We start from the raw sequence: 23,483 nt of genomic DNA, 5'->3' as shown, positions 1-23,483 counted from the left end.
TTTACCTCCGCCGCTGTCGCAGTCCACCTCGATGACCGGCCCAGCCTAGGGCCGCCCTCCGACGGAAATCGCAGACGCCGAGTCCGCCGGAGGGAAAAATAAGGAAGATTTTCGAGCCGGTTTCGTGCCGTCACGGGAGGGGATACGGACTGCCATGGCGCTTCCCGATCAGACCGTGCCGTTCGCCGCCAAGGGTTATGCCTGGCTGCCCGACCTGCGGAGGCGCTTTCACGGACGGCCGATCCCGATGCGTCTGGGCGGGATGCGCGCGGTCGCGATCAGCGGGCCCGACGCGGCCCGCTTCTTCTATGACGAGCGTCACCTCGAGCGGCGCACGGCGTTGCCCGAGCCGGTCGTGAGCACGCTGTTCGGCAAGGGCGTCCACACCCTCGACGACGAGGCGCACAAGGCCCGCAAGGCGCTGTTCGTGGCGTTGCTCATGCACGAGGACGGCATCGACACGCTGGCGGCGCTGACCGGCAAGGTGTTCGACGAGGCGGCGGACGGCTGGCGCGGCGGCGACGCGGTGTCGCTGTTCGACGAGACGGCCAAGGTGCTCGCGGACGCCGTGACGCGCTGGACCGGCGTACCGGAAGATGCCTTTGACCGTGACGCGCTCACCGCCGATCTGGTGGCGATGGTGGACGGGTTCGCGACCGCCGGGCCGCGGCACTTCCGTGCCCGGGCGGCGCGGCGGCGTCAGGAGAAGCACTTCGCCCGGCTCATCGAGGACGCGCGCAGCCGGCCGCCGGCCGACACGGCGCTCTCGCGGGTCGCGCACCACACCGAGAACGGGTCGCTGCTCGATGCCCGTACGGCCGCCGTCGAGCTCATCAACATCATCCGCCCCACCACGGCGGTGACCTGGTTCGTGACCTTCGCGGGACACGCGCTCGACCGCTGGCCCGCCGGCCGCGCCCGGCTGCGCGCCGGCGACGACGAGTTCACCACGGCGTTCGTCCACGAGCTGCGGCGGTTCTACCCGTTCGCCCCGTTCCTGGGCGCCCGGGCCCGCGAGGACCTGACGTTCCAGCGGGTCGGCATTCCGAAGGGGACGATGGTGCTGCTCGACGTCTACGGGCAGCACCACGATCCGCGGGTGTGGCCCGAGCCGTACGAGTTCCGCCCCGAGCGCTTCCTGGGCCGGCCGGTCGGCGCGTTCGAGCTGATCCCGCAGGGTGGCGGCGACCCGCGCACCGGCCACCGCTGCCCCGGCGAGCAGGTCACGATCGCCGTGCTGAGCACGCTGGTGCAGCGGCTGGCGAAGCTCGACTACTACCTGCCCCCGCAGGACACGTCGATCGACCTGGGCCGCATCCCGGCCCGCGTGCGCGGCGACCTCGAGATCGTGGTGCCCTGAGCGGTCACCGCCAGTCGATCTCCGGCGAGCGGTGGAAGTTGACGCCCTGCGCCGCCAGGCGGGGACCGAACTCGGCGAGGCGACGGCGGAACGACTGCCAGTCGCGGCCGGCGCGCGGCGTCCAGCCGATCTCGGCGATCGCGAGCAGCCGCGGGAACGCCATGAACTCCACGTCGGCCAGGCTGCGCAGGGTCTCCGACCAGAGCGGGGCCTCCACGCCGAGCAGCGACTCCTCCCCCACCCCGGGCAGGCGGTCGGCGGGGTCCCAGTCGTACGACCGCTCGACGCCGACGACGCCGGCCCAGTCCAGCCCGAGCGGGCTCGTGTCGTCGTACTTCATGTCCAGGTAGCTGCGGTCGGCCGGCGACATGATCACCTGATGTCCCGCCGCGGCGGCCCGGGCCACCCCGTCGTCGGCCGGCTCGATCCGCCAGTACTGCGGGATGGCCGTCGGCGGCAGGTCGACCGCCGCCATCTCGTGCCAGCCGATCGCCCGCTTGCCGTACTTGCCGGCCAGCGGCAGCACCCGGGTCAGGAACGTGCGGTAGTCCTCGGCCGTCGTGTTGAGCGCCTCGTCGCCGCCGATGTGCAGGTACGGCCCCGGGGTCAGCGCGGCGACGACACGGATCACGTCCTCGACGAAGGCGTACGTCTCCTCCTTGCCGGCGCAGAGCGAGCTGTAGCCGACCTCGGGGTCGGTGCGCTGCTGCACCGGGACCCCGTCGCAGGTCAGCTCGGGGTAGGCGAGCTGGGCGGCGTTGACGTGGCCGGGCATGTCGATCTCCGGCACGATCGTGATGAACCGGCTTTCCGCGTACGCCACCAGGTCCGTGTACTCGCGGGCGGTCAGGAAGCCGGGCCCCGCGCCGTCGATGCCGGTGCCCGCGCCGCCGCTGACCTCCGTGAGGCGCGGCCAGCCCTCGATCTCGAGCCGCCAGCCCTGGTCGTCGGTGAGGTGCAGGTGCAGGTGGTTGATCTTGAACTGGGCGATCGTGTCGATGAACGAGCGCACGTCGGCCGGGCCGTAGAAGTGCCGGGCCAGGTCGAGCATCGTGCCGCGGTAGGGGAAGCGGGGCTCGTCCTCGATCCGTCCGCCCGGCAGCACCACCTCGGCCGCCGCCTCGACGGGCAGCAGCTGGCGCACGGTCTGCACGCCCGCGAAGAGGCCCTGCGCCGTGGGCGCGCGCAGCGTGACGCCGTCGGCCGCGATGTCGAGCCGGTACGACTCCGGCGACTTGCCACCGTCCGCCTCGTCGTCGAGCAGCAGCCGGACGCTGCCGCCCTCGCCTGCGCGGGGCACCGGGAAGCCGGTCGCCCGGCGCAGCAGGCCGGCCAGCTCGTCGGCGATCGCGGCGGCCGCCGGGGCGGCGCCGACCGTCACATCGGCCGGAATCCGGAAATCGGCCGACGCATCGGGCCGGACCGACGCCGGCAGGGGAATCACGTCGCCGAGGTGTCTCATCGTGGGAGCGCGCACGCCCAGAACCTTAAACTGTCTTTCCATGTCGATCACGACCCGTCGCGCCGGAGAGGCCGACACGGAACTGCTGCACGATCTCGCCGCACGGACCTTCGGGCTCGCCTGCCCGCCCGGAACGCTGCAGGCCGACATCGACGCGTTCATCGCCACGCACCTGTCCGTGGCGAGCTTCCGCGGATACCTGGCCGACCCCGGCCGCATCCTCCTGCTGGCCGTCCACGACGACGAGCCGGTGGGCTACTCGATGCTGGTCGACGGGCCGATCAAGGACCCCGACGTGGCTGCCGTGATCGACGACGTCAGCATCGAGCTGAGCAAGTTCTATCTGGCGCCCGACCGGCACGGCTCGGGCGCGGCCGCCGCCCTGATGACGGCGACGCTGGCCGCGGCCGCCGGGACCGGCGCCTCGTCCTGCTGGCTCGGGGTCAACCAGCAGAACGTCCGGGCCGCGAAGTTCTACGCCAAGCACGGCTTCGAGGTGGTCGGCACCAAGCGCTTCCTGGTCGGCGCCCAGTGGCACGACGACCACATCCGCCGGCGCGCGCTGCCCTGACGCTCACGCGGGCTCGATGTCGACCCAATCGACGAACTTTCCCGTACGGTTGTCGCCCGACGAACGCCCCCGCACCCGCCGGTTGAGCCAGGGCAGCACGTGCTCGCGGTAATACCGGGCCTCCGCCAGCACCCGGCGGCTCTCGGCCGGACCGGGGTCGATCACGTGCGCGGCCGCCCCGTGCCCGAGCGCATTGAGCACGAGCCCGGCCACCCGGCGGTGCCCGGCGGCGTTGAGGTGCAGCCGGTCGGGCGACCAGTAGCCGGCCCGCCGGATCTCGACGTCGTGGAACACGTCGACGAACGTGATGTCGTACCGCTGCACGATCTCGATGACCGCCTGCGTCAGCGCCTCGCCGCGGCGGCGCATCACCGCGCCGAACGGCAGCCGGTCGGACGGGTCCGCGCCGCTGAGCAGCACCACGCGCACGCCGGCCTCGGCGCACCGCTGCACGGCCTTCTCGGTCAGCTCGGCCAGACGCAGCATGTCGCCGCCCGGCCGCATCATGTCGTTGCCGCCGCCGTTGAGTGTCAGCAGCGTGGGCCGCGGCGACAGCGCCAGCGCCGCGTCGAGCTGCTCGCCGACGATCGGCTCGAGCAGCCGCCCGCGGATGGCGAGGTTCGCGTACTGGACGGTCGCGCCCTCACCCGCCGCCAGCCCCGCGGCGACCAGGTCGGCCCAGCCGCGGACCGAGCCGTCCGGCAGGTCGTCGCCGACCCCCTCGGTGAAGCTGTCCCCGATCGCCACATACCGCGTCACGCCGACCTCCCACCGCGCCCCGCCGCGGCCGTCACCGGCCGTCGCGCTTGATCCGCCTCGCCCCTGTGCCCTGATCCCACACGTCCGGGCACACCGTCCGAGGCTATCGAACGGCGTTCGGCGCGCGACCCATTAGCGACCGGCGTCATAGGCGCGCGCCGCCGGTCACAGCCTCCCCCGATGCCCGGCGCTCTCCGACGAAACCCCACCCGCCGCGGCCCGTCCCACGCGGCCCGCCCCACCGCGGCCGACCGACAGCGGCCCGTCCCACCGCGGCCGACCGGCAGCGGCCTCGACCGACAGCGGGTGCCAGCCGACAGCGGCCTCGACCGACAGCGGGTGCCGACCGACAGCGGCCTCGACCGACAGCGGGTGCCAGCCGACAGCGGCCTCGACCGACAGCGGGTGCCAGCCGACAGCGGCCTCGACCGACAGCGGGTGCCAGCCGACAGCGGCCTCGACCGACAGCGGGTGCCAGCCGACAGCGGCCTCGACCGACAGCGGGTGCCAGCCGACAGCGGGTGCCGGCCGACGGCGCCCCGTTCTACTGCGGCCCCGCCCTCACGGCGGCGCCGCCTCGAATGCTGCCGCGGCCGACGGCGACCACTTGGGTGGTGGACTCACTTGACCAGGGGCTTCACCTGCTCGGCGACGAAACGGACGTAAGCCTCGGGGTCCTCGTCGGGCACGGGCTGGAGGATCACCCGGCTGGCGCCGGCGGCCACGAACTCGTCCACGCCGGCCGCGATCTCGGCGGGGCTGCCGGACAGGCCCGGGTACTCCGCGTTGTATCGCTCGGCGTCGGCGGCGAGCCGCTCGGCCGCGTCGGGGCCGGTCAGGGCGGGCACGAAGACGACCAGCTGCGCGTCGGTGACCGTCTTGGCGGTCTCGGCGACCATGGCGGGCGACGTGCCGCCCGCCAGCACGACCGCGTCACCGACCTCGCCGGCGAGCGCGATCGTCTTGGGCCCGCCCGCCGCGACCGCGAGCAGCGGCGGAACAGCGGGCGGCCAGTCGAGGCGTACGTTGTCGAGCTTGACGTAGCGCCCCGAGACGGTGACCGCCTCGCCGTGGAGCAGGTCGCGCAGCGCCGTCGCGTATTCCCGGAGCAGCGTGAGCGGCGACGCCGCCCGGGCGCCGACCTGGCCCATCCAGTCCTGGACGCCGTGGCCGATGCCGGGCACCGCACGATCGCCGAACATGCGGCCCAGCGTGGCGAGCTCCATCGCCAGCGAGGCGACGTTGCGGAACGGAACCGGCATGATGCCGATGCCGACGCGCAGATTCTCCGTCCAGGCGAGGGCCGCGGTCGCGGCGGTGAGGCCGCCGTTGCGGAAACAGTCCTCCCAGATCCAGAGCTCGTCGAGGCCGGCGGAGTCGGCGGCCTGAGCGACCGCGCGCAGCGACTCGGGCGGGTTCGACGGCAGGAAGATCGCACCGATGATCGTCATGGCCCGATTCTGCACCGGCCCCCTGACACTTTTCGTCCCGGCCGACATCTGGTGATTCTTATATAAGCCGATGCTTAATCATGCGGCAAAAGTGTCGGAGGTGGCCGATAGCTTCATTCGTGCGGATCGGCGCCACGGGGGCGCCGATCCGTCCATAACGGCCGATTCGAGGAGAGAGCGGCCGACAGAGAAGGCCGGCCCGCGCAGGGCGGGAGCGGCCGCACAGGGCGGGAGCGGCCGCACAGGGCGGGAGCGGCCACGCAAGGCCGGAGCGGCCGCACAGGGCGGGAGCGGCTGCACAGGGCGGGAGCGGCCACGCAGGGCGGGAGCGGCCGCGCAAGGCGGGAGCGGCTGCACAGGGCGGGAGCGGCCACGCAGGGCGGGAGCGGCCGCGCAAGGCGGGAGCGGCCACGCAGGGCGGGAGCGGCCGCGCAGGGCGGGAGCGGCCGCGTAGAGGAGAGGACGGCCCGCGGAGCCGGAGTCACGCGGCGCCGCGGAGGAGGGTCTTGGCGGTCTCGCGCACCCGGTCGCGCAGCTCGGGTGGGGACTCGATGGTGAAGGGGACGCCGAGCACGCCCAGCACCATGACGGGCCAGCCCAGGTCGTCGGTGTTCATGTGCATGCGGCACGAGCCGGGCGCCAGGTCGTCGACCGTGCCGTAGTGGCCTATCAGCGACCGCACGTGGGCCGCGTCCGTGGACAGCACCACGGCGACGTCGTAGCGGGAGGGAATCCGCGACATGCGGGAGCGCAGCCAGGCCGCCGCGTCGCCGCCGGGGATGTCGCGCGGGCGGAAACGGGCGCCGGTCAGGGTGGGGGCTGCCAGGCGGTCCACGCGGAAGCTGCGCCAGTCGCCGCGGTCGAGGTCCCAGGCCATGAGATACCAGCGGCGGCCCAGCGGGACCAGGCGGTGGGGTTCGACGTGGCGGGCGGAGGTCTCGCCGTCCCGCGGGGTGTAGTCGAAGCGCAGGCGTTCCTCGCCGCGGCAGGCCATGGCGATGGTGGTGAGCGCGCCGGCGTCCAGGGCCGGGCCGCCGCCGCCCAGGACGCCGGGGGTGGTGACGGCGCGCAACGCGTCGATGCGGCGCCGCAGGCGGGGTGGCAGCAGCTGGATGACCTTCGCCAGGGCCCGTACGGACGTCTCGTCGAACCCGGCCACGGCGGTGCGCAGGCCGACCGCGATCGCCACCGCCTCCTCGTCGTCGAGCAGCAGCGGGGGCACCGCGGCGCCGGCCTGCAGCTGGTAGCCGCCGGCGACTCCACGGCTCGCGTCGACGGGATAGCCAAGCTCGCGCAGCCGGTCGACGTCGCGGCGCAGCGTTCGCGGGCTCACCTCGAGCCGGTCCGCGAGCTCCGCGCCGGGCCAGTAGCGGTGGGTCTGCAGCAACGACAGCAGCCGCAGCATCCGGGCACTCGTGTTCGCCATGAATTCAGACTCCGCCGCATTGAGGTCAGAAAGTGTCCGCAAGCCAATCTAGCGTCGGAGACATGGAGCAGACGAACGTGATCGAGACACGTGGGCTGACGAAGCACTTCAAGGACGTACGCGCCGTCGACGGCATCGACCTGACGGTGGCGGCGGGCGAGCTGGTCGCGCTGCTCGGGCCGAACGGCGCGGGCAAGTCGACCACGTTGCGCATGCTGACGACGCTGATCCCGCCGACCGCGGGCACGGCCCGGGTGGCCGGCTACGACGTGGTGCGCCACCAGCGCGAGGTGCGGCTGCGGATCGGCTTCATCGGGCAGGGCAACGGCGCGGGCCACAGCCAGCGCGGGCGCGACGAGCTGATCAGCCAGGGACGGGCGTACGGGCTGAGCGTGCGCGCCGCCCGCGCACGGGCCGCCGAGCTGGTCGACTCGCTCGGGCTGGGCGAGGTGGCCGACCGCCGGGTGTCGTCGCTGTCCGGCGGGCAGCGCCGCCGGCTGGACATCGCGATGGGCCTCATCCACGAGCCGGGGCTGCTGTTCCTCGACGAGCCGTCGACCGGCCTCGACCCGCAGAACCGGGCGAACCTGCAGGAGCACATCCTCGCCCTGCGCGCCCGGCACGAGACCACGATCGTGCTGACCACCCACTACCTGGACGAGGCCGACTCGATGGCCCAGCGGGTGATCGTGGTGGACCACGGCCGGATCATCGCGGACGACACCCCGGCCCGGCTGAAGGCCGAGCACGTGGGCGATCGGATCGTGCTGGGCTTCGACGCCGAGACGGACGCGGCCGCGGCGGCTTCCCGGCTGGCGGCGTTGCGCCCCGGCCGTACGGGAACCCGGCTCTTCGTCACGGCGCAGGGCGCGCCCCGCCGCGTGCCCGGGATCCTCGACGAGCTGCGCACGGCCGGCCTGCCCGCGGCCGAGGTCGAGGTGATCCGCCCCACCCTCGACGACGTCTTTCTCAAGCTGACCGGCCGCAGCCTGCGCGAGGGCGGGGCCGTACCGGACAACGCCGGCACCACCGAGCTCGTGGAGGTCTGAGCCGTGACCACGCTGATCAGCGACACCCGTACCGTCTTCAGCCGCGAGCTGCGGCCGACCCTGCGCGACCCCTTCACGATCATCTTCTCGATGGTGCAGCCGCTGGTGTTCCTGGCGCTGTTCACGCCGCTGCTGCCCGACGACGACGGCACCGCGCTGCAGTGGTTCGTGCCCGGCATCATCGTGATGTCGTGCCTGTTCGCCTCGTCGATGACCGGCTCGAACCTGCTGTTCGAGATCCAGACCGGGTCGCACGAGCGGATGCTGGTCACCCCGCTGCGGCGGCCCGCGCTGCTCATTGGGCGGGCGCTCAAGGAGATCGTGCCGATGTTCGCGCAGGCCGCCCTCATCGTGGTCGTGTGCCTGCCGTTCGGCTTCCGGTTCAACGTGGCGGGGGCGCTGCTCGGGCTGCTGATCCTGGCCGCCTTCTGCACCGGGCTGGGCGCGCTGTCGTACACGCTGGCGCTTGCCTCGAAGAACCAGGAGTGGCTGTTCTGGACCGTGCAGCAGACCGTGCTGTTCCCGCTGCTGCTGCTCGCCGGCGTGCTGCTGCCGATCGACAACGGGCCGGGGTGGCTGCGCGCGCTCGCCCGGGCGAACCCGCTGAGCTACGTGGTGGACGCCGAGCGGGCGCTGTTCAACGGCGACATCTGGACGGCGACCACGCTCGGCGGGTTGATCGCCGCGGGCGCGGTGGCGGCGCTGGGGCTCACCGTCGGCGTACGGGCGATGCGCCGCTCGGACTGAGCCCGCTACCTTCGGCGGATGCTCAAGATCCTGGGCCGGCTCGTCGAGGCGATCGCTCCGCGGCCGCACACCGGCGCATCCCCGGCACGCCGCCACAATCCGCACGCGGTGGTCGACTGTGCCGTCTACCGGGCGGGCGCCCGCAAACCGGGCGCCCTGCACTACACCGAGGCCCGGCAGCGGCGCGGCGAGTTCCTGTGGCTCGGGCTGCACGAGCCGGACGCGGCGACGATGCGGTCGGTCGCCGACGCGTTCGGCCTGCACGAGCTGGTCGTGGAGCAGACCGCGCAGGGCGGGCACCGGCCGGTGGTCGAGACGATCGGCGACGTGACCCGGCTGGTCGTGCGGACCGCCCGCTACGTCGAGCACGACGAATTGACGGCCACGAGTGAGATTGTCGACACCGGCGACGTGACGCTGCTCATCGGGTCGTGGTTCGTCATCACCGTCCGTCACGGCCCGGCCGGTGCCCTGTGGCCGGTGCGGCAGGAGCTGGAGAAGCGGCCGGCGCTGTTGCGGGCCGGCCCCTGGGCGGTGGCGTACGCGGTGACGAACCGGTTGGTCGACGACTACCTCACGGTCGCGGCCGACGTGGAGCGCGACCTCGAGCGGATCGAGGAGGAAACCTTCGCCACCCGGCGCTCGGCCGAGGTCGCGCACTTCTACCAACTGAAACTCGAGATGGTCGAGCTGAAGCGGGCCGTGCTGCCGCTGCAGGAGCCGCTCGCCGCGCTGCTCGAGGCGACCGACGTGCCGCCCGGCCTGCGCCCGTACTTCGTCGACGTGCGCGGCCGGCTCGATCGGGCCGCGGATCGGGTGGCCGGCTTCGACGACCTGCTCAACTCGATCCTGCAGGCCCGGCTCACCCAGGTCACCCTCGACCAGAACGACGACATGCGCATGATCGCCGCCTGGGCCGCCGTCGCCGCCGTCCCCACAGTGGGCGCGGGGATCTATGGGATGAACTTCGCAAACATGCCCGGACTCGACTCCCGGTATGGGTTCTGGGTGACCATTGTGATAATTGTTCTCGTCTGTAGCGGCCTCTTCTGGCGGTTCAAACGAGCGGGTTGGTTGTGATGATCCACGTCACCATGGGTGACGGTCGGACGGGTTGCGCGGGTGCCGGATGATGCGTCTGGGACCTCACGAGCACCAAGTATCGACCGAACGGCCACTCGGATCCGCCGCTTCAATGAGCGTCCACACCGGACAGTACGCGGAGGATCGGCCGCTCTCCCGTAGCCATCGAAACCGGCGAGTAAGTAGCGTTTGCTCGTCGTTCCGTGGGGAGGTTGTGTGACCGCGACTCAGGTCGCCGCACCGCAGGGCCAGGTCAAGCCGGCCAAGCGGCGCAGCGGCGTGCTGACGGCCCTCAAGGGGCACGTCGATCTGTTCCTGAACGCCGGATCGTTGATCGCCACGACGGCGATCACGTCGCTGTTCGGGTTCGCCTACTGGTGGGTGGCCGCTCGTACGGCCTCTCCCGAGGCGGTGGGTCAGGCGTCGGCGGCGGTGTCCGCCATGACGCTGATCGGCACGATCGGCATGTTCGGCATGGGCACCATGCTGATCTCCGATCTGTCCCAGCTGCGCGGCCCCAAATGGGAGCTGATCACGACCTGTCTGCTCGTGGCCGGCAGCGCCGCCACGGTCGGCGGCATCGTCTACGTCGTGGTCGCCCAGCTGTGGATCCCGGGCCTGCAGGAGGCGCTCGGCGGCACGGTCGGCACGGTGCTGCTCGTCATCGGCATCGCGATCAACGCGGTCACGCTGGTGCTCGACGAAGCGCTGGTGGGCCTGCTCAAGGGCCCGCTGCAGCTGATGCGCAACGCGTGGTTCTCGGTGATCAAGCTGGCGATCCTGGGCGGCCTCGCCCTCGCGCCGATCACCCTCAGCGGCAACGAGCTGCTGCTCACGTGGGTTGCCGGCATCGTGCTCTCGACGGCCATCCTCAGCGTGGCGCTGCGCCGCCGCCGGATCATCGACTCGCTGCGCCCGCGGCTGTCGCTGCTCAAGGGCCGCGGCAAGTCGACCTTCGACCACAACCTGCTCAACCTGGCGACGTACCTGCCGCGCGCCTCGCTGCCGCTGGTCGTGACCGCGGTGCTGTCGGCCGAGGCCAACGCGTCGTTCTACACCGCGTTCATGGTGCTGTCGTTCCTCGCGATGGTGCCCGGCAACGTGGCGCTCACGCTGTTCGCGGTGGCCAGCGGCGACAAGCGGGCGCTGACCTCCAAGGTGCGCATCGGCCTGCTGATCTGCCTCGGCGGCGGCGTGCCGGTCGCGTTGCTGGTCTCGCTGCTGGCCAACCCGATCATGTCGCTGTTCGGCGCCGCGTACGCGGAGACCGCCGGCGACGCGCTGAAGATCCTCGCGCTCACCTACGTGCCGTTCGTGTTCCTGCACTTCTTCATGGCGATCTCCCGCGTGCAGGACAAGGTGCGCAGCGCCGGCGTCTTCTCGCTGTTCGCGGGCGCGGCCGAACTGGGCGCGGCCTGGTATGGCGGCAGCACCGGCGGGCTGAACGACCTGGTGATGTGGGTCGCCATCGTGATGGGCGTCGAGACCGTCCTGGTCGCCCCGACGGTGCTGCGCGTGGTGTTCGGCGGGGCCAAGCGCCGAGGTGACAGCGCCAACACGACGGTCATGACGCTGCACGAGCGCGCGTGGCTGCCGCTGGAGTACATCCGTACGGTCGGTCCGCTCTACGGCGTGACGGTCGACGGCGTACGCCGTGCCCTGATCGGCCTGCACGCGGCCGACCCGAAGCACCGCGCCGTGTCGAAGCTCGACCGCGTCGGCGCCCGCTGGGAGCACATGGACGCCGCCGAGTTCGCGCAGTTCGTGCACCGCGCGGTGCAGGACTCGGGCGACTGGTCGCTGGACATGGACGGCATGACCCGCAAGCTGCAGTCGGAGCCGCGCGGGGTGCACCCGATCCGCATCCTCGTCGGCGCCGGCTACGTCGCCATGAAGGTCTCGCACGCGTACGGCGACGCCGGCCCGGTGAACCAGCTCCTGCACGAGATCGTGCTGGCCGCCAGCCAGGGCCGCGCCGCGGTGATCCCGCCGCTCGAGCGCAACAGCATGGCGCTGCCCAAGGCCTGGTGGAAGCAGTTCGGCATGAAGCCCGCCCGGTGGAAGGAGGGCATCAGCTTCGCCCGCCCGCCGGAGCCCGAAGAGACCCGCATGCGCAAGTGGCAGCCGAACCTGACCGTACGCTCGGCGCGCTCCGCCGAGACGCTCAAGCTCATGCGCAAGTGGCGCGACGAGTACTCGCCCGGCGTGACCACCTCGGCGATCACGTTCGCGGCGTTCACCGCGGCGCTGGCCCAGCTGGGGCTCAAGCCCGACACCGGCGGCGCGACGTTCCTCGCCGACGGCCGGCGCTTCCTCGACAAGGACACGCGGATCGACAGCAACTTCTGCATGGGCCCGTACCTGTCGCCGAAGAACATGATGGACCCGGCGTCGGTCAACACGACGATCAAGCACGAGCTCGCCACCGGCCGCATCCTCACGATGATGGTGCTGCGCGAGGGCAAGATCGCGCTGGACGGCGCACCCGGCATGCCCGACCCGTACCCGTCGGAGCTGGCGATCCCGCCCCGGCCCCGGCTGACCTTCAGCAACCAGGGCCGGCACGACCTGCTCGGCGACCTGCCCTGGTCGGTGGGCCCCGAGTGGCGGGTCAACCTGAGCGTGCCCACGCTGAACAGCCCCGAGGGCGTCACGCTGACCACCAGCGAGATGAACGGCGTGCTGCACCTGGAGGCGACGTTCCACGCCTCGACGTTCGACCCCAACCTGATCTCGACGGCCCTCAACATGGTCCTCACCGACCCGGCCAGCCTGATCATGAACGCGCGCCGGGAGTCGTCGGAGGAGACCCAGGTTCTCGTGGTCGCGTAGTCGTCCGCCTCACGAAGCGGCGCCCGGTCCTGGTGGACCGGGCGCCGCTTCTTATGTCCGGCGATCGTGTCGCCGCTCTGTCCTGGGCGGGCCTGCGCCGCCCTCTGCTTCATCCGGCGCCGGAGCGCCCGCTATGTCCCGGCGCTGGGTGTGCGCCGCCACCTTTTTCCGTACGCATCCCCGCGCGTGGGGCGAGGGATTGCCTCAGTGCCGGGAGTGGCCGGTCGACGCGCCGGCCGACGCCGTCACCGTCACGCTGACCGACGGGGTCACCGTCGGGCTGGTGGTCGGCGAGGCGGTCGGGCTGGTGGTCGGGCCGGCGGTCGGACGCCCGGGGCGGCCGTCGTTGCCCGGGCGGCCGTCGTTGCCCGGACGACCGTCGTTGCCGGGGCGACCGTCATTGCCCGGACGACCGTCGTTGCCCGGACGGCCATCGTTGCCCGGACGGCCATCGTTGCCCGGACGGCCATCGTTGCCCGGACGGCCATCGTTGCCAGGGCGACCGTCATTGCCCGGACGACCGTCGTTACCGGGGCGACCGTCATTGCCCGGACGACCGTCGTTACCGGGGCGGCCATCGTTGCCCGGACGACCGTCGTTACCGGGGCGGCCATCGTTGCCCGGACGACCGTCGTTACCGGGGCGGCCATCGTTGCCCGGACGACCGTCGTTACCGGGGCGACCGTCGTTGCCGGGGCGACCGTGGTTGCCCGGGCCGTCGGGGCGCTGCGGGCCGTTGTTGCGCAGCACCGGGAGCGCCAGCGAGAACGTCTTGAACTGGGTGCGGTCGCGGAAACCGCACGTGTCGAAGGCGATGGTCGCCCGCAGGCGGGCGATGCCGGCCCGCTCGAAGTCGGGGTTCACGCGGACGGCGGTGAAGTCCGTACGGCCTGCGCGCAGCTCGTCGCCCCGGGTGAAGGACGTCGACCGCCGGTTGCCCGGGTAGTCCACGTCCACGTCGTGGCCGCTGACGCGCACCTCGACGTCACAGATCTTGCGGTCCGTACGCCAGTAGATCTTGACCCAGCTGTCCGCGTTGGCCTTGACCGCGCCCAGCCAGCTGGAAGCCGGCTGCGGTCCCTTCGCGGGGGCAGCCGAAGCGGGTGCCGTCGCGGTGACCGCAGCCATGCCGACAGCCGCGGTAGCGGTAGCTACGAGGGCCCCGATGCGCCGACTGTTGTTCATCTCAAATCCTCCACTGACTGATGAGTTCCGGTCGAATCACAACCGACAAACCGGACACTATGTCGGCAGACCGATCCTGCCGCGCTTCTGGGCCGCGTTTCGGGGCAATTTCCACTTTCCTGTACTAAATGTTTAGGCGTGGTGGCCCGAAAAGACGATGCCGCCGAGTCCGGCGTTTCTCCCGCGGAGATCGCCTTCCGCAATGGCAGCCGTCATCGTCAATTCAAGATCGAATAGCGCCTCACCAGGCGATATAAACCGCGAATAATGCCCGCGGCCGGACTCTCACCCACGCGCCCGGCATACGCCCGCCTTAAGGTCGCCCCAGTGCGGGGATGCAGCATGCATGAAGCTTTGGTTGGTGGGCTCGCGCGGCAGATCGACGTGGGCGAGCGCGCCGAGTTGGCCGCGGAGCCCGGGAAGTGGTGCTCAAGGCAAGGGTCCGGCAGCGACGCTGCATGCGGCATGCAGCGCCAGACAGGAACGCTCCGGCCGTGAGCCGCGGATGCAGCCTGCAGTCGCTTTAGTAGCGCGGGCGGAGCCGCTCGTCGCGCGGCTCGCGGGTTCCGCAGACGCCGGCGCAACGAGCGGCAGGCGGGCGGCGCGCGGCAGGCGGGGCGGAAGGAGGATCAGGGCCTGGCTGACGCGGCTGGAGGAGGAGGGAATGCTCGTGCGGGTCGATCGGCGGGGCGTCTTAACCGGGCGGTTTCGCCTCGCGTCGGGGCGGGTGGGACCAGGGGTTGGCCAGGAGGACGCGCCGGGTGGAAATTCATGTGCCCGGACGTAGTTGGGTTCAGCAACTACCCCTATGCTTGCGGCACAGCAACCAAAGGGGCCCACCGTGCGCAGCCTGCAGATCCTCGTCGTCGACGACGATGACGCCGACGCCCTCATGATTGCGGAGGCGTTGGAGGGCGGGGAGGCGTCGACCGTGGTCGACCGGGTGGCCGACGGCCGTGAGGCGCTCGACTACCTGCGCGGCGAGGGCGACTACGCGCAGGCGCTGCGACCCGACCTGATCCTGCTCGACCTCAACATGCCGCGCATGGACGGCCGCGAGACGCTCGCGGCCATCAAGTCCGACGACCAGCTCAAGGCGATACCGGTGGTGATCCTCACGACCTCGGGCGCGGCGCCGGACATCGTCGCCAGCTATGAGCACCGGGCCAACGCGTACGTGACCAAGCCGTTCACCCTCGACGAGTTCGAAGGCACCGTACGGCAGATCAACCGGTTCTACCGCGAGGTTGCGACCCTGCCCACGCAGCCGGAAGCATAGCCGCGCGCACCCCGGGGTACGGGTAGCGCCATGACCGAGAACGAAGCTCCCGAGGACCTCGGCGCGCCGGTCGCCTACCTCGTGCTCAAGGACGGCACGCCGGTCTTCGACCAGTCGGGCGCGCGCGCCGGCGAGGTCGAGCACGTGCTGGCCGACGACCACCAGGACGTCTTCCACGGCCTCATCATCGACACGCCGCAGGGGCACCGGTTCGCGCCCGCGGATCAGGTCGGCGGCCTCTTCGAGCGCGGGGCGCTCATCACCGTGTCGGCCGCCGATCTGCCGGAGCCCAGCGAGGACCCGTCGGCGCGGGTGGCCGACGAGAACCTCGCGAACACGCTCAAGCGTGCGTGGAACTGGCTCGTGCAGCCGCGCTAGTGCCACCCCAGCGGACCAGCGCCGCGCCGACCGACATGCCGCCGCCGAAGCCGGCCATCAGCACGATGTCGCCGTCCTTCAGCGCGCCCTTGCGGTTGGCCTCGTCGAGGGTGACGGGCACCGAGGCGCTGCCGACGTTGCCGTAGCGGTCGAGCGTCAGGTGGGTCGTGGCCGCGGTCAGGCCCGCCGCCTCGACCAGCTCGGCCAGCATGACGCCGTTGGCCTGGTGCGGCACGAAGTGGGTGACGTCGTCGACGTCGATGTCGGCGCGCTTGAGCAGCACCTCGAACGCCGGCGGCACGCCGCTGTTGACGAACTCGCGGACGCCGCGGCCGTTCATCTTGAAGTAGTGGTCGCCGTTGGCCACCGTCTCGGCGGAGGCGGGCAGCCGGCTGCCGCCGCCGGGCACGTGGATCAGCTCGCTCGCCTCGCCGCGCGAGACCAGCTCCATGTCGACGAAGCCGTAGCCGTCTGCCACCTTGCCCACCACCGCGGCGCCGGCGCCGTCGCCGAACAGCACGGCCGTGCGGCGGTCGCCGAAGTCGAGGATCCGCGAGTAGATGTCCGACGCGATGACCAGCACCTTGGCGGTCGGGTTCATCGCGACCAGGCTGTTGGCGAGCGCGGCGCCGAAGACGAAGCCCGCGCAGACCACGTTGATGTCGAAGCAGGCAGCCCGGTTCGCGCCGATCTTGTGCTGCACCAGCGTCGACGTCGGTGGTTGCGGAGAGTCACCGGTGGAGGTCGAGACGATGAGGTAGTCGATGTCGCAGGCCTCGAGGCCGGCGTTGTCGAGAGCCTCCCGCGCGGCCTGCGCCGCGAGGTCGGAGGCGGCCTCGTGCGGGGCGGCGAAACGACGCGCCTGGATCATCGTCTTGCGGCTGACCCACTCGGGGTCGGCATCCGGCACAAGACGCACCAGATCGTCGTTGGTGACCACCTCGGCCGGCAGATACGAGCCGGTACCCAGGATGCCCACGCTCATGTTGCCCCCACTCGATTCGAACTCGCCCACCTCTGCGCGAAAGAGGCTATCGGGTTTAGGCTATGACAGGCAGGCAAGATCGTACGGCCGTGCGGACGCCCGCGATCACCCGATCGGCCCACCCGTTGCGACGAAGGAAACGCGGCGGTAACAAGTGGGGCGGAAAGGGACCGCCATCGTTCGCTCCGTGGAGATCGTTATTACTCTGCGTCGACAATCCGGGCGTGATCGGACGCACGGAGTGCTCCGTCACAACTCGGCATAGGTTCACCCACGACGAAGGGCCGGCACGGCGGCCGGCCCTTCTGTCCTGCATCCGACGCCATGACCGAGGCGCCGCAACGATCAATGTGACGAACGGTCCCGATACGTCCATGAGCCGGAGCTCAGCCCGCCGCCGTTCAGCGTGGTGCCGGGCCCGGCCTGCCGCGGGATGCGGGCGGCCGCCTCCTCCCGGCGCTGCGCCAGGTAGGCAGCGGCGGCGCGGTCCTCCTCGGTGGGAGCGGACATCAGGGCGTACGCCAGGCCGAGGATGCCGAAGACGACGGCCAGCCCGATCGGCACGAGCATGCCGGTCGCGGTGGCGCCGGGGAGCGTGCCGGTGGTGGCATCCGTGTCCACGGACATGGCGGTCATGCCGGTGAAGTGCATGCCGTTGACCGCGATGCCCATGACCAGCGCGGCGGCGAAGATCACGAGCGGGCGGCGCACCGTGACGGCGAGCCAGAGCGCCACCGCCGCGGCCACGACGGCGATGCCGATCGAGAGGCCGACCCGGGTCATCCCGTACGAGACGTCGCCGTGCAGCCGCATCGCGGCCATGCCCGTGTAGTGCATCGCCGCCACGCCCAGGCCCGCCACGACGCCGCCGGTGATGATGCGCAGGTTGCGGGCTCCGTTGCCGAGCAGGGCGATCGTGAGGCCGATGCCGACCGCGATCACCGCGATGATCGCGCTGGCCACGGTGAGCCCCACGTCGTACCGGATCGGCGTGCCCACCACGCTGAAGCCCATCATCGCGACGAAGTGCATGCTCCAGATCGCGGTGCCGCCGATGGACACCGACGCGAGCACCAGCCACCAGATGCGCTCGCCGCGGCCGTTCGCGGACCGGTACCGTACGGCGCAGGTCAGACCCAGCATCGAGCCGAGCACGGACAGCACGTAGCTGACGGTGGGAGTGATCCACCCATGGTCGAAGTGATGGATCTGAGCCATCGGTTCTCCTTCTGAGGTGCCCCGCCGGCAAGGATGCATGGTGCAGTCTCGGTCGAGACCGAAAGGGATTGTGACCATGGTCGGGTCACGGAACGGCCACAGCCCGTCGAACAATCGGAGTCGGACGGCATCGAGCCGCAGGTCAGGGCCGTCGATGATTAGAACTCCGCGGATCGCCTCAGGTGATCAACCGACCGTCTTCAGCCCGCTGTCCGAACAGACACTGGACATGTCCGAGGCGGCGGCGCCCACGGCGGCCACGGCGTCGGGCTCGTTCTCGGTTCCGGCGGCGGCGACCGCTGAGGCGTACGCGGTCGCGAGTCGCTGGGCGGCGTCGGCCACCGGGGCGTCGGCGGTGGCGCTGGCCCGCACGATGGCGTCGACCACCCCGGGCGTCATCAGGCTCGCGTCCGCGATCGCCGCGGACAGCCCGGCGCAGGTCAGCGTGCCCGGCGGGTCGTCGACCGGAGGCGGGGAGGACGGCGCGGGCGAGGCTTGCGGTGACGCGGCCGGCGGTGGGGCGGGCTCGGCGGCGTCGCCACAGCCGGCCGCGGTCAGCAGAACCGCCGTCATCAATCCGAGGAAACGCGGCACTTCGCCAGATTACGGGCGGCTCACGGCGCACGGCAGCAAAAAGGCCCGGTCCACCGCGGACCGGGCCTCTCGTCGCTCAGCTCAGAGGTAGGAGCCCTTCTTGTACTCCTCCCAGCTCACGTTCCAGTCGGTCCAGCCGTTGCCGTTCTTCAGCTTCTCCTCGGTGCCGGTGACCGTGATCGGGTCGCCCATGAGAGTGCGGTCGAACAGCCAGGCGCCCATCTTCTCCGAGACGTTCACACAGCCGTGCGAGACGTTCGTGCGGCCCTGCTTGCCCTCGGACCAGGGCGCGGCGTGGATGAACTGGCCGCTCCACGTGATCCGCTGCGCGAAGTCGATCGGGGTCTTGTAACCCTCGTCGGGGCCGAGCTCATCGGTGGTGTCGAAGATCGTGTGCTTCTTCTTCTCGATGACGACCATCGTGCCGCTCGAGGACGGGGTGCTCGGCTTGCCCAGGCTCACCGGGATGGTCTTGATGACCTTGCCGTCCTGCTTGACCGTCATCTGCTTGGTCTTGTTCGACACCGTCATGACGAACGAGCGACCGATCTTGAGGTCGACGGTGAGGTCCGAGCGGCCGTAGTAGCCGTTGCCCAGCGGGACGCCCTGCAGCGCGACCTTGTAGAAGACCTTCGAGTGTGCCTTCCAGTAGACCTTGGGGCGGTAGTGCACCTCGGTCGGGCTGGTCCAGTGCCAGGTGCCCACCTGCGCCGGGGTGGCGGTGACCTTCATGCGGCGCTCGACGTCGTCGCGGTAGCTCTCGGGGATCGAGCGGCCGAACCGGATGATCAGCGGCATGCCGACGCCGACCGTCTGGCCGTCGCCCATGAAGCTCGAGACGCGGATCAGCTTCGACGGCTTGGCCATCGTCGTGAACGAGCTGGTCGCGGTGTTGTTCTTGCCCTCGGCCTCGGGGCCGGTGACGGTCACGGTGAACTTCGTGCCCCAGGGCAGCGCCTTGGCGGGCGTGAACGTCTTGGCGTCCTTGTCGAGCGTGCCCTCGACCTCGTCGCCGTCGGCGTCGGTCACCTTGACGGTGGTGCCCTGCGCGTCCTCGGTCGTGTATTTGATCGAGCTGATCGCCTCGACGTTCTTGGCGCCGGCGGCCGGTGAGGCGACCGACACCGTGCTCGGCAGGGCCTCGGGCGTGCCCGGCGCCGCGGCGCTGCTGCCGGGCTTGGCGGCGCCGCCCTGCCACTCCGACGACTTGTCGTCGCCGTCGCCGCAGGCCGAGGTGAGCAGGGCGCTCGTCGCGACCAGCGCGACCGCGGCCCTCTTGAATCCCCAGATCTTCATGATCCCCTCACGGCGTCGTTTCTCCCCGGCGCCCAATACTGCCTTTATCTTCCCGCGTCACCAATCCCGGAATCGTGCCGCTTGACTCACGCGGGTGTCCGATTCCGGCCCACCTGCCACATTGGTCACTTGAGCGACGCGGGCACCGGCAGCGCGCTGCCCTTGACGTACTCGGACCAGGGCTTGTCCCACGGCGTCCACCCGTTGCCGTACGCCAGCTCGTTCCCGGTGCCCTTGACGGTGACCGGATCACCCACCAGGGTGCGGTCGAAGAGCCAGCGCGCGTTGGACGGTGACACGTTGACGCAGCCGTGCGACACGTTGCGCCGGCCCTGGTCGCCGACCGACCACGACGCCGCGTGGATGTACTGCCCGCTCCACGTCAGGCGCTGGGCGTAGTCGATCGGCGTGCGGTAGCCCTCCTCCGGCCCGAGCTCGGCGGTCGTGTCGAAGATCGTGTGGACGAGCTTGTCCATCACCACCATCGTGCCGCTCGACGACGGCGTGCTCTTCTTGCCGAGGCTGACCGGCATCGTCTTGATCGTCTTGCCGTCCTGCAGCACGGTCATCTTCTTGGACGCGTTGTCGACTTTCATCTCGAACCTGCGGCCGATCTTCGCGGTGGCGCTGCGGTCCCGGTCGCCGTAGCGTCCGCCGCCGGTCGGCAGGCCGCCCAGGGCGACACGGACCTTGAGCGTGGTGCCGGGCTTCCAGAACTCCGGGCCCCGGTAGTACGCCTGGGTGCCGTTGCTGGTCCACGACCAGACCCCCGGCTGGGCCGGCGACGTGGTGACGAACAGCCGGCGCTCGACCTCGGCGCGGTTGGCCTTCTTGATGCCCGGGCTGAACTCGACGACGACGGGCATCGCCACGCCGTACGTCTTGTCGTCGAACAGGTAGAGGCCGGTGCCGGTCCTGCGGCCGGGCTTGCCCATCGTGGTGAAGGTCGTGGACTTCGTCGCGGTCTGCCCGCTGTCGGTGGTCGCGACGACGCTGGCCACGTACTTCTGCTTGGTCTTCAGCGGCGCGGCGGGCACCCACGCGGTGCCGTCCTCGCGCAGCGCGCCGGCGACGGCGGCGCCCTTCGAGTCCTTGAGCGTGACCTGAGTGACCTTGGCGCCGGCGACCTTGAAGCCGATCTCGGCGCTGACCGGGACGTCGGTCTTGCCGGCTGCCGGCGTGACCGCCAGGTCGATCGGGACGGTCGCCGACTCCTCGCGGCCGGTGGCGGACGGGCCCGCGCTCGCGCTCGCGGACGGCGTGCCGACCCAGGCCGAGGGCTGCTTGTCGTCCTTGCCGCACGCCACCAGCGCGACCGGCGTGATCACCGCCATCGCCACCACTGCCACCAACGTGCGCCGCATGTTGAGCCCCTCTCAGGTTTGCGCGGCACATCTTGCCTCATGGATGCAAGGGGCCGAGTCCTCCGTCCGGGCAGCGCGGGGCCACCCGGGGGCGATTTCGGAGATCGTCGAGGGGCGTGCTAACGTTTTCTCCGTTGCCGACGAGCGCCGCTAGCTCAATTGGCAGAGCAGCGGACTCTTAATCCGCGGGTTGTAGGTTCAAGTCCTACGCGGCGCACCAGGTTGCATCAGGGCCGTTCAGCTCCCGGGCTGGACGGCCCTGACTTTTTCTCCGCTCCGAGCCTCGGCGGGCGCCGGCGCCTGCGCCTCGACCTCGGTCAAGGCCTGGGTCGCGGCCCGGGCGAGGCTTTTCCGGCCGGGGCGACGGCCGACGGTGCGGTAGTGCAACGTCAGCATCCCGAGCAGGGCACCGCGCCTGTCGTGCAACGGGTACGAGTGCAGGGCGCGGATGCCGGCGGCGAGCATCACGTCCAGGGTCGGCTGCCCGGCGAGGATCACGCTGGTGGTGATGTCGTCGATCAGGACAGGCTCACCGGTGGCCAGGGCGGTGCCGTACGGCGACGGCACGGCAGCGTTCACGGCCGCGAAGTACCTCAGGAACGCGGGCGGAAGCCCGTGGTAGCGGACCATGCGCAGAAGGCCCGTGCGCGGGTCCGGGATCTGCAGGTCACGGGCGTCGGCCACCGACCCGGCGGCGATGATGATCGCCGTGCGCACCACGGACCGGTCGGCGACGGCCAGGAAGTCCCCGGCGACGAGGGTCTGCGGGTCGGTGCGCAACCGATGACGGAACTCGGCGAGAACGGCACGGCGGCTGGCACGCATCTCCGCGTCGATCAGCCCCTGGTGCACCCGGTTGAGGTCACCGTCTGCGGACGCCGCCGGGCCACCGGAGCGATCCATCATGGTCACCACCTCGGCCGACAGCAAGGTGCCGACGTTTTGAGGCTACCCGAACCGGCCCGGCCTGCCGCTTCCCCGACCGCTCCCGGCGACCACATTGGCACGCCGGCCCGCACCACGATTCGGGGTGGGCGCTGCCCGAGCTCGGTTCACCCGGGCGGGGCCGCCCTCGGACGGTCCACACCGGGCGGTCCGGGCGCTGGGGTGATCTCGCTATGCTGCGACGGTGCCGGCCGAGGGGGAAGAGACTTCCGGGCGCCGGCCTGCCGGTGCGCTGGAGACCGAGCTGCTCCGGGTGCTGACGGCCGCCGGCGGGCCGCTCCCGCCGCGCGAGGTGATGGGGCGGCTGGCCTTTCCGCTGTCGTACAGCACGGTGGTGACGGTGCTGACCCGCATGTGCGAGAAGGGGCTGCTCGCCCGCTACCGCGACGGGCGCTCCTATCGGTACGCGCCGCTGACCGACGTGGCCTCCGTGGTGGCGCGCAAGATGGGGTCGCTGCTCGACGCGGGCACGGACCGGTCGACGGTGCTGCGCCGGTTCGTCGACGAGTTGCGCCCGGGCGACGAGGAGCTGCTGCGCAGGCTGCTCGGCGAGGACGGCTAGAGCCGCGCGGCGTAGAGCAGCTCGCCGAGGTCGAGCACGCACTCGCCGGTCCAGACGACCGAGAACACGGCCACCGCGAACGGGACCGCGAGCAGCAGCAGCGGCATCGCGCGGCGCGGGGTGACCAGGGCGGCGACCCGGCGCGGGACCACGCCGGCGCGGCGCAGGTCGCGCCACGAGGGAGCCATCCGCAGGTGGCCGGGACCGTGCGCGCCGCCCGCGACGAGCGCGGCCGCGGCGATGGCCCGGGCGACCGTGCGGCGGTCGTGGACCTCGGCGGCGGCGCGCTCGTCGGCGGCGCACTCGACCAGCAGGTCCACCTGGCGGTCGAGCAGGCGGAAGACCGGGTGGACGGCGGCCGCCAGCCGGGCGATCAGCACCAGGCGGTGGTGCCGCTGCTCGAGGTGGGCCCGCTCGTGGGCGAGCAGCGCGGCGTACTGGCCGTCGTCGAGGGCCGCGCGCATGCCGGTGGTCACGACGATCCGGCCGTCGGCGCCGGGCACCGCGAACGCCTCGGCGCGGTCGTCGTCGAGCAGGACCACGCGGCCGTCGCGGGCCGGCAGAGCGGACCACCGGCGGGCGTACGCGACGTCGCGCCGGTGCACGTGCCAGACCCGCGTGATGCCGGTCACCGCGGCGGCGGCCAGCGCCACCGAGAGCCAGGACACCCACGGCTCGGCCGCGGTGTCGGCGCGCACGACCCGGTCGGAGAAGTGGAACAGCGAACCCGTCACCGACAGCTCGGCGACCGCCTTGACCGCGAAGGCGGCGAGCGTCGTCAGGCACGCCGCGGCGGCGATCGCCAGCGAGCGGACCAGGAAGGTGACCGCGGCCTCGGGGCGCAGGCGACCCGCCAGCCAGCGGACCGTCAGGGCGACGACGACCGGGCAGATCACGACCGACACAACGAAGTGGTCGAACATCCCTGGAGTGTCGC

21 protein-coding genes and 1 tRNA gene are annotated in these 23,483 nt (G+C 71.4%); 10 read left to right on the top strand and 12 right to left on the bottom strand.

Features of this window, described 5'->3' with window-relative positions; genetic code table 11:
• Positions 1-154 precede the first annotated feature (154 nt).
• Positions 155-1,360, top strand: coding sequence for a cytochrome P450 (locus tag ACSNN8_RS19135; protein ID WP_436650564.1), 1,206 nt, complete (start codon positions 155-157; stop codon positions 1,358-1,360).
• Between the two features lie 4 nt (positions 1,361-1,364).
• On the opposite strand, the gene ACSNN8_RS19130 is transcribed toward ACSNN8_RS19135, so the two are convergent.
• A complete protein-coding gene (locus ACSNN8_RS19130; protein ID WP_436650563.1) occupies positions 1,365-2,837 on the bottom strand; it encodes a beta-N-acetylhexosaminidase in 1,473 nt (490 codons plus the stop codon).
• Positions 2,838-2,862: 25 nt separating this feature from the next.
• On the opposite strand from ACSNN8_RS19130, the gene ACSNN8_RS19125 reads away from it, so the two are divergent.
• Positions 2,863-3,393 carry a GNAT family N-acetyltransferase gene (locus tag ACSNN8_RS19125; RefSeq protein WP_436650562.1) on the top strand — a complete coding sequence of 177 codons (531 nt, stop codon included), beginning with the start codon at positions 2,863-2,865 and terminating at the stop codon, positions 3,391-3,393.
• A gap of 3 nt (positions 3,394-3,396) precedes the next feature.
• Here ACSNN8_RS19125 and ACSNN8_RS19120 read toward each other — a convergent pair whose 3' ends face one another.
• The 3 genes from ACSNN8_RS19120 to ACSNN8_RS19110 all read right to left on the bottom strand — a co-directional run bounded on the left by ACSNN8_RS19120 (position 3,397) and on the right by ACSNN8_RS19110 (position 7,029).
• Positions 3,397-4,152, bottom strand: a complete 756-nt coding sequence (locus tag ACSNN8_RS19120) for an SGNH/GDSL hydrolase family protein (protein ID WP_436650561.1) — start codon at positions 4,150-4,152, stop codon at positions 3,397-3,399.
• Positions 4,153-4,772: 620 nt separating this feature from the next.
• Entirely contained in the window at positions 4,773-5,603 is an 831-nt protein-coding gene (locus ACSNN8_RS19115; RefSeq protein ID WP_436650560.1) for an LLM class flavin-dependent oxidoreductase, read from the bottom strand.
• 481 nt (positions 5,604-6,084) lie between these two features.
• Positions 6,085-7,029 carry a helix-turn-helix transcriptional regulator gene (locus ACSNN8_RS19110; protein ID WP_436650559.1) on the bottom strand — a complete coding sequence of 315 codons (945 nt, stop codon included), beginning with the start codon at positions 7,027-7,029 and terminating at the stop codon, positions 6,085-6,087.
• A gap of 77 nt (positions 7,030-7,106) precedes the next feature.
• Between ACSNN8_RS19110 and ACSNN8_RS19105 the strand changes: the two genes are divergently transcribed.
• From ACSNN8_RS19105 to ACSNN8_RS19090, 4 genes are all read left to right on the top strand, one after another.
• Positions 7,107-8,078, top strand: coding sequence for an ABC transporter ATP-binding protein (locus tag ACSNN8_RS19105; RefSeq protein ID WP_436650760.1), 972 nt, complete (start codon positions 7,107-7,109; stop codon positions 8,076-8,078).
• 3 nt (positions 8,079-8,081) lie between these two features.
• The gene (locus tag ACSNN8_RS19100) at positions 8,082-8,825 is read left to right on the top strand and encodes an ABC transporter permease (protein ID WP_436650558.1); all 744 of its coding nucleotides are present in this window, start codon (positions 8,082-8,084) and stop codon (positions 8,823-8,825) included.
• Positions 8,826-8,843: 18 nt separating this feature from the next.
• Positions 8,844-9,905, top strand: coding sequence for a magnesium and cobalt transport protein CorA (locus ACSNN8_RS19095; RefSeq protein WP_436650557.1), 1,062 nt, complete (start codon positions 8,844-8,846; stop codon positions 9,903-9,905).
• 219 nt (positions 9,906-10,124) lie between these two features.
• Positions 10,125-12,740, top strand: a complete 2,616-nt coding sequence (locus ACSNN8_RS19090) for a lipopolysaccharide biosynthesis protein (protein ID WP_436650556.1) — start codon at positions 10,125-10,127, stop codon at positions 12,738-12,740.
• 204 nt (positions 12,741-12,944) lie between these two features.
• Here ACSNN8_RS19090 and ACSNN8_RS19085 read toward each other — a convergent pair whose 3' ends face one another.
• Positions 12,945-13,868 (bottom strand): hypothetical protein, encoded by a 924-nt coding sequence (locus tag ACSNN8_RS19085; RefSeq protein ID WP_436650555.1) that lies wholly within the window; start codon positions 13,866-13,868, stop codon positions 12,945-12,947.
• A gap of 898 nt (positions 13,869-14,766) precedes the next feature.
• Between ACSNN8_RS19085 and ACSNN8_RS19080 the strand changes: the two genes are divergently transcribed.
• Entirely contained in the window at positions 14,767-15,204 is a 438-nt protein-coding gene (locus ACSNN8_RS19080; protein ID WP_436650554.1) for a response regulator, read from the top strand.
• A gap of 30 nt (positions 15,205-15,234) precedes the next feature.
• Positions 15,235-15,582: a PRC-barrel domain-containing protein gene (locus ACSNN8_RS19075; RefSeq protein ID WP_436650553.1), complete on the top strand. Its 348-nt coding sequence runs from the start codon at positions 15,235-15,237 to the stop codon at positions 15,580-15,582.
• Here ACSNN8_RS19075 and ACSNN8_RS19070 read toward each other — a convergent pair.
• The 5 genes from ACSNN8_RS19070 to ACSNN8_RS19050 form a co-directional block, all read right to left on the bottom strand.
• Positions 15,545-16,567 carry a 3-oxoacyl-ACP synthase III family protein gene (locus ACSNN8_RS19070; RefSeq protein WP_436650552.1) on the bottom strand — a complete coding sequence of 341 codons (1,023 nt, stop codon included), beginning with the start codon at positions 16,565-16,567 and terminating at the stop codon, positions 15,545-15,547. The two genes, ACSNN8_RS19075 and ACSNN8_RS19070, sit on opposite strands and share 38 nt — an antisense overlap.
• Before the next feature lie 345 nt (positions 16,568-16,912).
• Positions 16,913-17,785, bottom strand: a complete 873-nt coding sequence (locus ACSNN8_RS19065) for an MHYT domain-containing protein (RefSeq protein ID WP_436650551.1) — start codon at positions 17,783-17,785, stop codon at positions 16,913-16,915.
• Positions 17,786-17,971: 186 nt separating this feature from the next.
• Positions 17,972-18,358: a hypothetical protein gene (locus tag ACSNN8_RS19060; RefSeq protein WP_436650550.1), complete on the bottom strand. Its 387-nt coding sequence runs from the start codon at positions 18,356-18,358 to the stop codon at positions 17,972-17,974.
• Positions 18,359-18,460: 102 nt separating this feature from the next.
• A complete protein-coding gene (locus ACSNN8_RS19055) occupies positions 18,461-19,675 on the bottom strand; it encodes an Ig-like domain-containing protein (RefSeq protein ID WP_436650549.1) in 1,215 nt (404 codons plus the stop codon).
• 125 nt (positions 19,676-19,800) lie between these two features.
• Positions 19,801-21,039 carry an Ig-like domain-containing protein gene (locus ACSNN8_RS19050; protein ID WP_436650548.1) on the bottom strand — a complete coding sequence of 413 codons (1,239 nt, stop codon included), beginning with the start codon at positions 21,037-21,039 and terminating at the stop codon, positions 19,801-19,803.
• A gap of 144 nt (positions 21,040-21,183) precedes the next feature.
• On the opposite strand from ACSNN8_RS19050, the gene ACSNN8_RS19045 reads away from it, so the two are divergent.
• Positions 21,184-21,259, top strand: a tRNA-Lys gene (locus tag ACSNN8_RS19045).
• Between the two features lie 17 nt (positions 21,260-21,276).
• Here the strand turns inward: ACSNN8_RS19045 and ACSNN8_RS19040 are convergent.
• Positions 21,277-21,945: a GAF domain-containing protein gene (locus tag ACSNN8_RS19040; RefSeq protein ID WP_436650547.1), complete on the bottom strand. Its 669-nt coding sequence runs from the start codon at positions 21,943-21,945 to the stop codon at positions 21,277-21,279.
• Between the two features lie 223 nt (positions 21,946-22,168).
• On the opposite strand from ACSNN8_RS19040, the gene ACSNN8_RS19035 reads away from it, so the two are divergent.
• Positions 22,169-22,546: a BlaI/MecI/CopY family transcriptional regulator gene (locus ACSNN8_RS19035; protein ID WP_436650546.1), complete on the top strand. Its 378-nt coding sequence runs from the start codon at positions 22,169-22,171 to the stop codon at positions 22,544-22,546.
• On the opposite strand, the gene ACSNN8_RS19030 is transcribed toward ACSNN8_RS19035, so the two are convergent.
• Complete coding sequence (locus ACSNN8_RS19030; RefSeq protein ID WP_436650545.1) at positions 22,543-23,469, bottom strand: M56 family metallopeptidase; 927 nt, start codon at positions 23,467-23,469, stop codon at positions 22,543-22,545. The two genes, ACSNN8_RS19035 and ACSNN8_RS19030, sit on opposite strands and share 4 nt — an antisense overlap.
• Positions 23,470-23,483: the final 14 nt, after the last annotated feature.

This window comes from Actinoplanes sp. URMC 104, assembly GCF_051386375.1.
Lineage (GTDB): Bacteria > Actinomycetota > Actinomycetes > Mycobacteriales > Micromonosporaceae > Actinoplanes.
The sequence above is the reverse complement of the archived record's forward strand: the minus strand, read 5'-3'. Positions and strand labels throughout refer to the sequence as shown.

Bases quoted from the DNA above. Each gene is read 5' to 3' on its own strand.
- ACSNN8_RS19055 (WP_436650549.1), bottom strand. From the start codon at position 19,675: ATGAAGATCTGGGGATTCAAGAGGGCCGCGGTCGCGCTGGTCGCGACG.
- ACSNN8_RS19110 (WP_436650559.1), bottom strand. From the start codon at position 7,029: ATGGCGAACACGAGTGCCCGGATGCTGCGGCTGCTGTCGTTGCTGCAG.
- ACSNN8_RS19075 (WP_436650553.1), top strand. From the start codon at position 15,235: ATGACCGAGAACGAAGCTCCCGAGGACCTCGGCGCGCCGGTCGCCTAC.
- ACSNN8_RS19115 (WP_436650560.1), bottom strand. From the start codon at position 5,603: ATGACGATCATCGGTGCGATCTTCCTGCCGTCGAACCCGCCCGAGTCG.
- ACSNN8_RS19125 (WP_436650562.1), top strand. From the start codon at position 2,863: ATGTCGATCACGACCCGTCGCGCCGGAGAGGCCGACACGGAACTGCTG.
- ACSNN8_RS19050 (WP_436650548.1), bottom strand. From the start codon at position 21,039: ATGCGGCGCACGTTGGTGGCAGTGGTGGCGATGGCGGTGATCACGCCG.
- ACSNN8_RS19070 (WP_436650552.1), bottom strand. From the start codon at position 16,567: ATGAGCGTGGGCATCCTGGGTACCGGCTCGTATCTGCCGGCCGAGGTG.
- ACSNN8_RS19085 (WP_436650555.1), bottom strand. From the start codon at position 13,868: ATGGCTGCGGTCACCGCGACGGCACCCGCTTCGGCTGCCCCCGCGAAG.
- ACSNN8_RS19095 (WP_436650557.1), top strand. From the start codon at position 8,844: ATGCTCAAGATCCTGGGCCGGCTCGTCGAGGCGATCGCTCCGCGGCCG.
- ACSNN8_RS19040 (WP_436650547.1), bottom strand. From the start codon at position 21,945: ATGATGGATCGCTCCGGTGGCCCGGCGGCGTCCGCAGACGGTGACCTC.
- ACSNN8_RS19060 (WP_436650550.1), bottom strand. From the start codon at position 18,358: ATGACGGCGGTTCTGCTGACCGCGGCCGGCTGTGGCGACGCCGCCGAG.
- ACSNN8_RS19030 (WP_436650545.1), bottom strand. From the start codon at position 23,469: ATGTTCGACCACTTCGTTGTGTCGGTCGTGATCTGCCCGGTCGTCGTC.
- ACSNN8_RS19135 (WP_436650564.1), top strand. From the start codon at position 155: ATGGCGCTTCCCGATCAGACCGTGCCGTTCGCCGCCAAGGGTTATGCC.
- ACSNN8_RS19065 (WP_436650551.1), bottom strand. From the start codon at position 17,785: ATGGCTCAGATCCATCACTTCGACCATGGGTGGATCACTCCCACCGTC.